Genomic DNA, 13,223 nt, shown 5'->3' with positions numbered 1-13,223 from the left:
GAACCGCCTACCCTTACAGGGAAGCAAGCTACGCGTAGGGTCTCGTAGAGAAGAAAGAGAAGAAAGAAATGCTTAACTGAACTGTATTGCATTCAAGGTTGGATTTTTAGCTGCGATCGCTCAAATAAGTGTTACTGAATAACAACTACTAAATACGACAAATTAGGGCGATTGCACTTACTCTTTACGCATCACGACTCGTAATACATTTTAGTGAAAGCAATAATTTAAAATATAAGGATCGGCTAAATTTGCAATCATACTTTGTATGGTAGTTCTGCACGCACTTTCAGATTTCATCGACTGCGATTTTGCTGCCAGAGATTTATCTCCGAGTTATTGGTACGAAGGGCGTTGTCTCCAAAGTGGCGAGCGCTTAAGATTACCCCGCACCTCAATGTCCGAAGCGATCGCTCATGGACTAATACAACAACTTACCAAAAATGACTGTTATTCTCGTGAAGGTAAGATGTATGGAATACTGTTGGTTGAACTGCCTAATGGCGAACAACGGGTATTGAAAGCCTTTTCCGGTCTTTTGAATGGTTGTAGTTTGGTTGCAGGTTGGGTTCCACCAATTCCAGGACGGGACGAAGTTGCTTTAGAGGAAGCCCGCACTTTAGCTGAGTTAGACGCGATTAAACAGGAAATCCTTACCCTGAAGCAACTAACCGAACGCCAGCAATATGAAACCCTATCTAATGAATTTGAGCGACAGTTGCAAGCAATGAGCGATCGCCATCGTCATTGCAAACACCAACGACAGGAAAAACGTCAACAAATCTGCAATACACTCTCTCCAGAAGCACTCGCGATCGCCCTTGAACAACTTGATGAAGAAAGTCGTCAGCAAGGAATTGAACGACGACAACTTAAACGCCAGCAAAATGAAGTATTACAGCCTCTCCAGCAGTTAATTGCAGCAAAGGATGCGCGAATTAGCGAACTGAAACAACAGCGTAAAGCCCTATCCCGTCAATTACAAGTTCAGATGCAGGCTAGCTACAGCCTGACTAATTTTTCCGGGCGATCGCTATCATTACAGCAATTGATGCCAGAAGGTTCGCCTACTGGCACGGGTGACTGTTGTGCCCCAAAATTACTGCATTATGCGGCAACACATAATTTAAAACCGCTAGCAATGGCAGAGTTTTGGTGGGGTGCGTCTTCAGTAAATCAGGATAAAATCCCGGGAGAATTTTATAGAGCGTGTATCGAACGATGTCAGCCATTGATGGGGTTTTTGCTCTCAGGGTTAAGACCTAACCCCCCGGTCCCTTTCCCTGCGTTCGCGCAGCGTCTCGTTGGCGTTCGCCTTAGCGTCTCTGAAAGAGAAGCCTCTCTTAGAGAAGAGAGGGAAGAGGTCACTTTACCGATTATTTATGAAGACGAATGGCTGATTGCGGTAAACAAACCTCCTGGGTTACTTTCGGTACCTGGACGTTATCGCGATCGCCAAGATAGTGTTTTGAGCCGCTTACGTCATCTCTTACCGGATGGTATGGCGCTTGCATCTGTGCATCGCCTAGATCAGGAAACTTCTGGGATTTTGTTGTTAGCACGCGATCGCCAAACCCATAAGCAACTTAGCCAGCAGTTTCAGCAACGTCAAGTTCACAAGGTTTATGAAGCCATACTTTCAGGTGTTGCGATCGCTGAAAAAGGTGTAATTGACTTGCCATTATGGGGAGATCCTGAAAATCGCCCTTATCAAAAAGTTGATTGGCAAAACGGTAAACCCAGCTTGACACAATTCCAAGTAATATCGAGAGAACAAGATTACACCCGCATAGAATTTACGCCACTAACAGGACGCACCCATCAATTGAGGGTTCATGCGGCTGATGTGCGAGGACTTGGGATAACTATTTTAGGCGATCGCCTTTATGGATGCGATGCAGTTACCAGTCGCTTATATCTGCACGCGAGAGAACTTGATTTTGAGCATCCACAGTTAAAAAAAACCTTGTATTTAAAAGCAATTACACTCTTTTGATAGAATATCTCATCGACAATGACTAATTTTTGGGCACACGTCTAAAAAAATACTCTAAGCTAAGTTAAAGGGTACACAAGTGTAATACTAGGTTCCATGTCGTTAACACTTCTAGGATTATTGGTATTAGTAGCCGGACTTATTGCTGCATTAGTACAAGCATTAATTGCAGAGTCTCAGGTGAGGGAGAAGTTACGTAGGTATGATACATTAGCTGACAAAGAAGGGTATCAACGGCAATTGGCATCAAATATTGATTTACTAGAAAATCAGCAGCTATCTCTTAATACCAAAATCATAAATCTTCAGCAGCAATTTTCTGAACTTGATGCAAAAATCTATCTTCAATCTATAGATTACTATGAGCCAAAGTATGAGTTTATCAGTTCTGAAGACTACATACATAGGCTGAAGAATATCAAGTTACAACAGGAAAATATGGTAAAAAATAACCAAGCGTATATTTGTGATACTAAATGGACTGTTGGTGATAGTACAAGAAAAGGCGACAAAATGATAAACGACATTCTCAAATTGGTTGAGCTTGCGTTTGAAGAACGATGTAAGTATGCGGTAAAAGAAGTTAGATATAACAATATTGACTCTTTGAAAAAGAGAATAAATAATACGTTTAGCAAATATAATAAGTGTTTAAAAACCTTAAATTCTAAAATCTCAGAAGAATATTTGCAATTGAAATTAATCGAGTTAGATTTACAGTACGAGCTAGAAGATAAAAAACAGCAAGAGCGCGAGAGAGAGCTAGAAGATAAAAAGCAAAATAAAGAACGTGAATCAATTGACAAGGCAACACAGAAAGCTGAAGAAGCTGAAGAAAGAGAAATACTTCACCAACAAGAGCTTAACAAAGTTAGACAAGAAATAGAACTGACTGAAGGCGAAAAGCGACAACAATTATATTTGAAAATTCAGGAACTAGAACGACAAGTTGCTGAAGATAGAAGTGATCAAGAAACTGCTCTTTCTGAATCTAGAAGACTCAAATCGGGATATATTTATATAGTTTCTAATATAGGCTCTCTTGAACAGGATGTATACCGAATATGTAGAACCATTCGTAATAAAGAAGATGAATATATTAGGGGCATGAACCCCGCAGTTCCATTTCAATTTGATGTTCACTTCAAAATATTCTCTGAAGATGCTTTTGATACATTGCAGCGCTTACATCAACGTTTTGATGATAAAAAGGTGAATACAGTTAACCCAAAAAGAGATTTTTTCAAAGTTTCAATGGATGAGATTGAGCAAGCTGTCAAAGAAATTCAGAAAGCAACTGGCGTTTTGAGGATTGATATATTTGAACCAGTGCCTCAAGCATACGAATATCGCCAAACTCTTGCAGCACGCAAAAAGCATCAACACCTCACCATCGACAATTCATCTTTAGAGGAGAATAAAATAGCATAAGTTATGAATAAATTAGACAAAAATTTACAATGCATCAGTCTAGAGCGAGCAAACAATTCTAAAACCAATATGGTTGGACATCTCACTAGCAATTTTTTGTAAGCGGGAACTTGACCGGCAAAGGTACGGGTCGTTGCGCCATGATCCACCACGCATTACATGAATTTGATTATCACTACTGTCTCGCAAACTATCTCTATTATTCGGTGCATTATTATAATTTTCATGCCAATGGTCTAAGCACCACTCCCAAACATTACCGTGCATATCAAATAGCCCAAAGAAATTAGCAACCTGCAAACTACCTATGGGAGTAGTTATTTCACGATAAATTCCTTTTCTTTCTGACCCATAAGAGTAACGACCATCATAATTAGCTAGATCGGAAGTAATAGTTTCCCCAAAATGAAAAGGAGTTGTGGTTCCAGCACGACAAGCGTATTCCCACTCTGCTTCGCTAGCAAGACGATACTGTTTACCTGTTTTTTCAGATAAGCGATCGCAAAACTCAACAGCATCAAACCAAGAAACTTGGGTAACAGGATGACTTTTTCCTCCGTTGCGTGAGGGGCGAAGTTTTAAGTTTTGACGAACTTCTCGCAAAGTAGCAACTTCCCTCCATTGTGCTTGTGTAATCGCATACTTGCTTATCAAAAATGGTTTGACTGTTACTTTATGTTGAGGTCTTTCATTAGAGTATCGCTTTCCTTCAGATTCTAGTGAACCCATCCAAAATTCTCCACCTGGAATATAGACCATTTCTAAACTTACCCCGTTACCAAGGTCTTGAGTTAAGTAGTAATTTTGTCTTCGACTACGTTTAATTTCTTTACCTTGGGGATCTACTATCACAACTGTAAATTCAAAAGACTGAGTTCCCAGAATTGCTGGAACAGGCAACTTTGTATCTTGTTGTTCTTCTAAGCTTTCTTCACTTCGGCTGCTAATAGAAATAATATTAACTGATTGAGTATTCTTCTGCTCGATAAATTCACTATTAAATTTTTGAGGTTCTAGAGACGAAATTTTTATAATGATAGCATTGAATTTTTGCCGAAATTCTAAACCAATAAATTCACTATCAGCGAGCGCTCTAATAAAATTTAATAATTTATCTTGTCCTTCCGATAATATCAGTTCAATCAACTCATTAAAAAAGGAAAGATTATTGCTTTGAATTTCATTTATTCTAATATTTAGATAATCAAATCCCGTGAAAGTCAAGAGTGCTCTACGCTCTCCAACAGTTTGAGTATTTGGCATTTTTACTAGTAACTCTAGCAATTGGGATTTGATATTCATACTTGTCGAACTTTAAATACTTGTAAAACCTCTTTAAAATGAGGTAATAGTTGCCGCTTTAAGCAAGTCTACAAGCTCCAGGGGTAAATCGGCTAAGATGCTCTCCATCTTTATCCCCTCATTTCTAAAGTAATGCTGCTGAGTTGTTGGTTCAGGAATATTACCCCCAGCATGGTGTAGAGCAACAATCTGCCAACCATCATTAAAAACTGGAGAACCAGAGGAGCCTTGCAAGGTAGAGGTTATATACTGCACCACATTACCGCCCACATATTGAACAAAATTGTTCTGAAGTGAAATCTGTTTAGGTTGCCCTGATGGGTGCTGAATTATATTAACTCGGCTACCAATATTAATCGCTTTAGATGCTAGTGGCAACCAACCCCATTTTTTTCCCGGCTCTCCTCCGAGTTGAACTAAAGTGTAATCAAGAGCTTGGTTGGTATGAAAAGCTCCATTGGGTTTAGGGCGATACTCATCAGTTGGTTGAGCTTCCCCCTGAAAATTCTCTTCGTAGTTAAAACGAAAAATTGTATCTGCCAGTAGATTTGAGCTAGGCAAAACATGATTATTAGTCAACAATAAATCTTCAGCTACAAGAAATCCCGTTCCTGACCAGCGTTCTTGACTAGTTATGACCCCAATATAGGCAACTGACCGCGCTACCTGAAGCCCCTGCTGTAAAAATGAGATTGGGCGTAGAGTGTTCTCACCAATTATTTTCTCTAATACATCTGAAGTCGTTTTCCCCCCTCGCCACTCATTGATAGCAGGTAATATTGCGATTGGGGTCATCATGTCATACTTAGTCAGTAGCATATCCAAAAACTCTTGCTGCTGCGCTCCCGTAAGGCTTTTCAAAGTATTCAAGAACAGCCCCAGCGCTTCATGGTCATAGGTTAAACGCCCGTAGTTAGATAGATAGCTAACGATCTCACTAACTGCCACAAATGAAGCGCCCGAAAGATTGATCATGGGTATTACTTGTTTCAAACCTGCTAGCTCCAAAATTTGCTGACGCGATCGCTCTGTAGCCAGTTCTGGTAACTCTTTTAAAAGAGTTATTAATTGTTTGCGATCTTCAGCTTCTAGGTTGACCATATTTTTAGTCTTCGAGTGAAGTTGATAAGTTGGTACGAGTAAAGCTTTTCCTTGCTTTTTGGCATTGTAGACGAACGATAGACATCTAGTTGAGATGGACAATTATACTTTTTCGCGTTGTTCTCACCTGGAGATGCTGACAATCGGCTTGCTTTTTCAATTTGTATATGATAATTTTTGCTTGTAGTTAATTCAACGGTTATCCGACCAATTTGCCGTATTTATAGAGAAAAATATTACAGCTAAAATATTTATCAATAAATGTGAGATTACCTCACAAGATTGGATGATTTATTCTTTGAAAATCCCTAGTCTTCGATAAGAACGAGAGTTCTGGAGTTTACTTTTAGACTCTCATTCTTATCTTTTCTTTAATCAAAAGAGTAATAAAAAAGTTGTTGAATCAGTTCAAAAAGCTCTGATTTTTATTGCTACAGCACTCAATCAAGTCTTTTAATACCTTATTAGTTGATAAGTAAGTTGGCAAAATAAAATTAAACTATGTAAAAAAATGAACTAGGCTAAAAGCCTTATACCTGTTGTTATCCCAAGACAATTATTTATGCCACAGGTTTAACGATTTCTGGCTGCGCTCCAAGTAACTAATTTACTCAGAACTTGGAATGGGCTAAACGCCCCGCTACCGCTAACGGAACTATTTTGCCCAATGTAGTTTTTAAAGATATGCACTATGCCAATTGAATTTATTGGAATGATTGGAACGCGACAAATATCTGAGTTAGATGGGCCAAGAGTTGCAATCACTGGGGGTTCCATAGATGCCGCTTATGTTCGCAAATTTGCTCAAGCACATGAAAATGGTGGCTTTGATCGCGTGCTGGTTGGTTATGGTTCAACTGGTCCTGATAGCTTAACTGTGGCATCATTTGCGGCGGCTGCAACAGAACGGTTGAAGTTTTTAATCGCTCATCGCCCTGGTTTCGTGGCTCCTACGCTCTTTGCACGCAAGACAGCAACTTTGGATCATTTTACTAATGGTCGCATCGCCGTACATATTATTACAGGTGGCAGCGATGCTGAACAACAACGTGATGGTGACTGGCTTGACCATGATACTCGCTATCGCCGTACAGATGAATATCTTGACATTGTACGTCGAGTGTGGATAAGTGAAACTCCCTTCGATTATGAGGGCGAATTCTATCGGGTGAAAGATGCTTACTCAGATGTGAAGTCTCTGCAACAGCCCCATATACCTGTGTACTTTGGGGGTGCTTCTGGTGCAGCAGTACCTGTGGGTGCAAAGCACAGTGATGTTTATGCGATGTGGGGAGAACCGATTGTAGCAATTAAAGAACGAATACGTGAAGTAAAAGCTGTAACACCACCGGAGCGATCGCCCCGGTTCAGTGTATCTTTGCGGCCAATCTTGGGTGATACAGAGGAGAAGGCTTGGCAACGGGCACATTCAATTCTGTCGCATGTTAAAGAAATTCGAGCGGCAAAAACAGACAATCAACCGCCGATAGCTCCCAGCTTGAATTCAGCACGTCCCGAAGCAGTGGGTTCCAGTCGTTTATTACAGTTTGCTCAAGAAAGCGAAATTTTCGATAAGCGCTTGTGGACTCCAATTGCTGCCGCTACTGGTGCTTATGGTAATACTACCGCCCTCGTTGGTACGCCGGAGCAAGTAGCAGAGTCACTTGTGGATTACTATGATGCTGGAGTAACGACTCTATTAATTCGGGGATTTGATCCATTAGAAGATGCGATCGCTTACGGTCGTGATGTGATTCCCCTAGTTCGGGCAGAAGTGCAACGGCGGGAGCGACAAGCAGCTGTCATTGCTTAGTACAGCTTTGCCTAATTAATATCTTAGTGTTTTGAAACGCAGATGCGCTTCGCCTTCCTACAAAGTAGGTATGTAGAATCTTTTCAAGTAATTTAACTACTCTCTATTCTTCGTCTCAAATATTTGAAGACTGCTGTAAATAATTTGATTATTTCAAAATTGCATGACTAAAGTATTCATTCTCGATGCCAACCAAGAACCATTGTATCCAGTACGCATCAGCCATGCTAGGCTGCTATTGTCACAAGGTAAAGCTACTGTGTTTCAGCGATATCCCTTTACTATCATTTTGAAGGAGTCTTTATCTAATTTAAAACTTGAGCAACTTGGCTTCAAAATTCACCCTAGTATTAAAATAATTCGTAATTCGTAATTCTTAATGGGCTACGCCCCGCTACGCTAACGTAATTCTTAATTTAATTACGAATTACAAATTAGTTAACAGTCGCCTCCCAAACCGAGGAATATAGATGACAAACGACACCATCTTGGAACCATTGCCAGAAGACCAATGGTTTATTGAGAGTCAGGAACTACGATCCTTTGTAGCAACAGTTCGTGAAATTAGCGCTATCACTGCTGGCGATCGCACACAAACTCTCGCTAGATTAGAGCCCTATTTTCAAGAGCTGCTTGCCCAACAGCAATGGCTACCTGAAAAATTTGCCCAAATTAATCCCGAAAGCAAGATGGGTGGTGGTATAGGTCAGTGGCTACTTTATCGCGCCAAAGATCGTTCTCTGTCAGTCTTCAGTTTGGTGATTCCCCCAGGTTCTACGACTCCCGTCCACGATCATTTAGCCTGGGGATTGATCGGTTTATACAAAGGCAATCAAGAAGAAACAGTCTACCGCCGTGTAGATAACGGCGATACTGAAGGACATGCACAATTACAAGTAACTGAAGTGCGGTCGCTTCAACCAGGCGATATCTACCGCCTTCTCCCCCCAGACGGTGATATCCACGCCGTCAAAACTACATCTCAGAGCGCATCTGTATCTATTCATATTTTGGGTAATGATGCTGGTTGTATCTTGCGTCACCAGTTCATTCCAGAATCTCATAGCGTCAAATCCTTTCGCTCTGGATATTCCAACGCTCCCTGCAAAGAGGAAGAGGAAAAAAAACATGTCCAGGTATAATAGACCACAAGTCCCTGTATTCGAGCGAGTTGAAGACGAACGCCTGCACCGCAAGCAACGCCTAGCCGCAGCCTTTCGCCTATTTGGTAAATTTGGTTTCAGCGAAGGAATCGCAGGCCATATTACGGCTCGCGATCCTGAGTTTACAGACCATTTCTGGGTTAATCCACTAGGAACATACTTCGGTCATATCCGAGTTTCTGACCTGATATTAGTTAACAAAGAAGGTGAGGTGGTTAAAGGCGATGCTGAAGTGAATCGAGCTGCTTTCGCCATCCATTCTCAAATTCATGAAGCTCGACCTGATGTCATCGCGGCGGCTCACGCCCATTCAATTTATGGTAAAGCCTGGTCTAGTTTAGGTCGTCTCCTTGATCCCTTGACACAAGATTCATGTGCTTTTTACGAAGATCATGCGCTGTTTGACGATTTCACAGGTGTGGTTTTAGAAACTTCTGAAGGTCAACGACTGGCGCAAACTTTGGGACCAAAGAAAGCCATAATTCTCCGTAACCACAGCATTTTAACTGTGGGGCAGACGGTAGATGAAGCAGCCTTTTGGTACATTAGTTTAGAGCGATCGTGCCAAGCCCAACTGCTGGCAGAAGCTGCGGGTAGACCTACTATTATCAAACACGAAACAGCCCGTTTGACACAAACCCAAGTGGGGTCACGTATCAGTGGGTGGTTCAGTTTCCAGCCCCTTTACGACAGAATTGTACGTGAAGAACCTGATTTGCTGAATTAGTAATATATTTTTTGATATTAGGATAATAAGCAGGGGAAGTATTAGTTTTTCCACTTTCCATTCTTTTTATTAAAGGCAACAGGCAATAGGCAACAGGCAACAGGGCAGGTGTTGGATCAATACGGTTCGGATAAGGTTTTTTGATGACACACCCTAGATCGCGTCTCTTGCATTAACCGAACCGTATTGGGTGTTGGACGGGGATTTAAAACATCGTCCAACACAATGCCTGTTACCTCGACCAACGATTGGTCAAATTTCCCTGAATTTATTTATATACTCCGGTAAACCTATAAGTTTATAGTATTCATATAGCTCAGAAAAATCATTTTGATGATTAACCTAATCTTTCGCCGTTTCATTGCCAAGTGGATATCGTTGGTAAAAATCAGGAATATCCCATTTAACAACCAGCACAAATTATTCTTTTCTTCTCCTTTGCCAATTACGGGGGCTTTTGTTACAGGGCTGTGTCTGAGCGTACTATTTGCTGCCTGTTCATCGCCATCGACTGTTAGTTCTTCTAATCCTAGTGCGACATCTGTTAGTAATTCTGCTTCCAGTAAAGCCACAGTATTAAGATTTGGCTATCAGAAATCGAATATATTGCTGAGAAACAAAGGTGTCTTAGAAAAGCGTTTGTCACCAAATGGGATATCTGTAGAATGGATCGAATTTCCGGCGGGGCCACAATTGCTAGAAGCCATGAATGTGGGTAGTATTGATTTTGGACACGTAGGAGAATCACCGCCAATATTTGCCCAAGCAGCAGGAGCATCATTAACTTACGTCGCTGGTATTGCTTCTAGTCCTGCTGGTTCAGCAATTCTTGTTCCTCAGAATTCTTCAATTAAAAAACTTACTGATTTGAAAGGTAAAAAAGTTGCTTTTCAAAAGGGTTTTAGTGCCCACTTATTGTTAGTCCAAGCTTTAGAAAAAGCGGGATTAAAATATACAGATATTGAACCGAAATATTTACCACCTGCTGATGCCCGCGCTGCATTTGTCAAGGGTAGTATAGATGCGTGGGTAATTTGGGACCCGTTCTATGCAGCCGCTCAAGAGGCAACTAAAGCCAGAGTTCTGATTGATGGGACAGGAATTAATAAACAGGGAGGATATTATTTGGGAACCCGTAAATTTGTCACTGAAAATCCCCGAACTGTCAAGGCAGTTTTAGAAGAAATTCAAAGCTTAGAAGAATGGTTTAAACAGCATCGAGAAGAGGTAGCCCAAACTCTATCATCTGTGCTAGCAATTGACAGAGTAACAATGGGAAAAGCTACTAGTAGGCGAACTTTTGGAATTGTGTCAATCGATGATAATCTGATAGCTTTACAACAAAAGGTTGCAGATACATATTATCAGTTGAAGCTGATTCCTAAACAAGTTAACGTCAAAGATGCAGTGCTAACGCAAGAGCAATATGCTGCATTTTCACCAAAGATTTAGACCAGAATCATAAATTTGCTGTAGAGGCATAACCATGTGTGGATGTATGCCTTTACAGATGGAATTGGTGTTAGTAATAAAATATCGGAAAATTTGGGAGTTGATTATGACTAATCCTATAGAACTACTGCGATCGCGCTACGGTGAAATTCCCTTCAATCCCGAAGAATGGAATGATTCTCTGACGGCACTATTATCTCATCGTTCCATCCGGTCTTATCTATCCGATCCTTTACCAGAGGGAACTCTGGAGTTGTTAATTGCAGCCGCCCAATCTGCATCTACTTCCTCTAATTTACAAACCTGGAGTGTGGTAGCAGTTGAAGATCCAGAATGCAAAGAAGAATTATCTAAATTAGCGGGAAACCAAGCACATATTAAGCAGGTTCCTTTATTCTTGGTTTGGTTGGCAGACTTGGCACGTCTAAGTTACGTTGCTGACAGTCGCGGCATATCTCATGATGCGCTGGAATACTTGGAAATGTTTGTGATGGCAACAATCGATGCAACTTTGGCGGCGCAAAATGCAGCAGTTGCAGCTGAGTCACTCGGTTTAGGAACAGTGTATATCGGTGGAATCAGGAACCACCCGCAAGAGGTAGCAGAGATATTGAATTTGCCCTCCTCTGTGTATGCTGTATTTGGGCTGTGTGTAGGCTATCCAAATCCTGAAGTAGAAGCAGCGATTAAGCCACGATTGCCACAATCAGCAGTGTTGCACCGCGAAACTTATAAATTGTCAGAGCAAGAAGAAGCGATCGCTCACTACAACGACATCATCAAAGAATTCTATACTGAACAAAAGATGAATGTCCCTGGTGATTGGTCAGAACACTCAGCCCAAAGGATCGCAACTGTTGAGTCATTGAGAGGACGCGATCGCTTGCGGGAAGTTCTCAATCATCTTGGCTTCAAGCTACTGTAAACAACAAAAATCAAGATTATGGATTTGCAACTCCGTGGCAAAGTCGCCTTAATAACTGCTGCTAGTAAAGGTTTGGGCAAAGCTACAGCGAGGCAATTTGCCCGTGAAGGTGCAAAAGTTGCCATCTGCGCCCGTAGTGAATCAATTGACACAACTGCTGCGGAGATTGCAAGCGAAACAGGTACAGAAGTGCTATCTCTGCGTGCAGATGTTACCAGTCAAGCAGATATTGAGCGGGTAATTAATACTACAGTGGAAAGATTTGGTGGGTTGGATATCCTCGTTACCAACGCCGGAGGCCCACCCGCAGGTACTTTTGACGATATCGATTTGGCAACTTGGGAAACTTCGATCAACTTGACTTTGCTAAGTGCGGTACGTTTGGTAAAGTTCGCTTTACCTCATTTACGCCAATCTACCACACCAGCGATTCTGACCATCACCTCAACCTCAACTAAACAACCAGTCGAAAATCTCGTGTTGTCCAATTCCATTCGATTAGCGGTGATTGGTTTAACTAAAACTCTCAGCCAAGAACTAGGTAGCGATAAAATTCGCGTCAACAGCATTCTACCAGGATGGACATATACAGAACGGGTGGAAGAATTAATCAATGCGCGGATTGCTAAAAGTGGTGAAACAAAAGAAGCAGAAATTGCTAGAGTTAGTGCGACAGTTCCTTTAGGTCGTATTGGGACACCAGAAGAGTTTGCCAATGTTGCTGTCTTTCTAAGTTCACCAGCCGCATCCTTTGTGAATGGAGTCATGCTGGAAGTAGATGGCGGAGCTATTCAGGGCACATTTTGAGCTTTGACAACTAATTACCCATACAGTCTTTTTGAAAAATTATACCCAATTTTCTAACGAAAATTCGAACCTGTTAAAGTCAAAACGGGTCTTTAGACCCAGTTTTTTGGTAAAGTCGTGAACCTGTTGTTCCAGGAATTGTGTAAAATGTTCTCCTGACCAGATGTTAATATCCGTCATACAAATGAAGGGTTTTAGAATGCCCCGAAAACTTTCAGTTACGCTGAAAGTAAAAGGGTTATATCTCTTGCTAAAGTACTAAGCACATCTGAGTATTGCTTTATTTTCTTTTGTTTCCCTGGCTTTGGGGCAAAACGGAGGGTGAGGGTAATATTTATTAACGCGGCAAAAAAGTTAGAAAACTATGCACGGATTGCTAAAACGTGCCTGGAGGCAGAAGAGGGTCAAATGCGCCGTCGCACCCCTGTGAAGCGTCAAGAAATAGCTGATTAAATAGAATTTAAACCAATTTAATCATATATTTTGTAGCAGATACTTGTGGAAAA

Annotated in this window: 12 protein-coding genes; 10 read left to right on the top strand and 2 right to left on the bottom strand. The window is 41.3% G+C overall.

The features are described 5' to 3' along the window. The first annotated feature begins 268 nt into the window (after positions 1-268). Together NPUN_RS03185 and NPUN_RS03180 are read left to right on the top strand one after the other, a co-directional pair. Complete coding sequence (locus NPUN_RS03185) at positions 269-1,996, top strand: RluA family pseudouridine synthase (protein WP_012407408.1); 1,728 nt, start codon at positions 269-271, stop codon at positions 1,994-1,996. A 96-nt stretch (positions 1,997-2,092) separates the two neighbouring features. Continuing rightward, positions 2,093-3,427 (top strand): SNIPE associated domain-containing protein, encoded by a 1,335-nt coding sequence (locus tag NPUN_RS03180; RefSeq protein WP_012407407.1) that lies wholly within the window; start codon positions 2,093-2,095, stop codon positions 3,425-3,427. Positions 3,428-3,466: 39 nt separating this feature from the next. Here NPUN_RS03180 and NPUN_RS03175 read toward each other — a convergent pair whose 3' ends face one another. Together NPUN_RS03175 and NPUN_RS03170 are read right to left on the bottom strand one after the other, a co-directional pair. Next, entirely contained in the window at positions 3,467-4,729 is a 1,263-nt protein-coding gene (locus NPUN_RS03175; RefSeq protein WP_012407406.1) for an SUMF1/EgtB/PvdO family nonheme iron enzyme, read from the bottom strand. Between the two features lie 33 nt (positions 4,730-4,762). After that, on the bottom strand, positions 4,763-5,830 hold the full coding sequence (locus tag NPUN_RS03170; RefSeq protein ID WP_012407405.1) for a trypsin-like peptidase domain-containing protein: 1,068 nt from the start codon (positions 5,828-5,830) through the stop codon (positions 4,763-4,765). 691 nt (positions 5,831-6,521) lie between these two features. On the opposite strand from NPUN_RS03170, the gene NPUN_RS03165 reads away from it, so the two are divergent. The 8 genes from NPUN_RS03165 to NPUN_RS44020 all read left to right on the top strand — a co-directional run bounded on the left by NPUN_RS03165 (position 6,522) and on the right by NPUN_RS44020 (position 13,170). After that, the gene (locus NPUN_RS03165; protein ID WP_012407404.1) at positions 6,522-7,643 is read left to right on the top strand and encodes an LLM class flavin-dependent oxidoreductase; all 1,122 of its coding nucleotides are present in this window, start codon (positions 6,522-6,524) and stop codon (positions 7,641-7,643) included. A 163-nt stretch (positions 7,644-7,806) separates the two neighbouring features. Continuing rightward, complete coding sequence (locus NPUN_RS03160; RefSeq protein ID WP_012407403.1) at positions 7,807-8,016, top strand: RRXRR domain-containing protein; 210 nt, start codon at positions 7,807-7,809, stop codon at positions 8,014-8,016. Positions 8,017-8,113: 97 nt separating this feature from the next. Further along, on the top strand, positions 8,114-8,785 hold the full coding sequence (locus tag NPUN_RS03155; protein ID WP_012407402.1) for a cysteine dioxygenase family protein: 672 nt from the start codon (positions 8,114-8,116) through the stop codon (positions 8,783-8,785). Further along, positions 8,772-9,533, top strand: a complete 762-nt coding sequence (locus tag NPUN_RS03150) for a class II aldolase/adducin family protein (RefSeq protein WP_012407401.1) — start codon at positions 8,772-8,774, stop codon at positions 9,531-9,533. Before NPUN_RS03155 ends, NPUN_RS03150 begins: the two co-directional genes overlap by 14 nt. 333 nt (positions 9,534-9,866) lie before the next feature. After that, positions 9,867-10,985 carry a sulfonate ABC transporter substrate-binding protein gene (locus tag NPUN_RS03145; RefSeq protein WP_012407400.1) on the top strand — a complete coding sequence of 373 codons (1,119 nt, stop codon included), beginning with the start codon at positions 9,867-9,869 and terminating at the stop codon, positions 10,983-10,985. A 106-nt stretch (positions 10,986-11,091) separates the two neighbouring features. Beyond that, positions 11,092-11,910, top strand: a complete 819-nt coding sequence (locus tag NPUN_RS03140; RefSeq protein ID WP_041565882.1) for an NADPH-dependent oxidoreductase — start codon at positions 11,092-11,094, stop codon at positions 11,908-11,910. An 18-nt stretch (positions 11,911-11,928) separates the two neighbouring features. Then, complete coding sequence (locus tag NPUN_RS03135; protein WP_012407398.1) at positions 11,929-12,717, top strand: SDR family oxidoreductase; 789 nt, start codon at positions 11,929-11,931, stop codon at positions 12,715-12,717. 321 nt (positions 12,718-13,038) lie between these two features. Then, positions 13,039-13,170, top strand: coding sequence for a hypothetical protein (locus tag NPUN_RS44020; RefSeq protein ID WP_272913952.1), 132 nt, complete (start codon positions 13,039-13,041; stop codon positions 13,168-13,170). Positions 13,171-13,223 lie beyond the last annotated feature (53 nt).

It is taken from the genome of Nostoc punctiforme PCC 73102 (assembly GCF_000020025.1).
Taxonomy (GTDB): domain Bacteria; phylum Cyanobacteriota; class Cyanobacteriia; order Cyanobacteriales; family Nostocaceae; genus Nostoc; species Nostoc punctiforme.
This window is presented reverse-complemented; position numbering and strand designations above follow the sequence as displayed.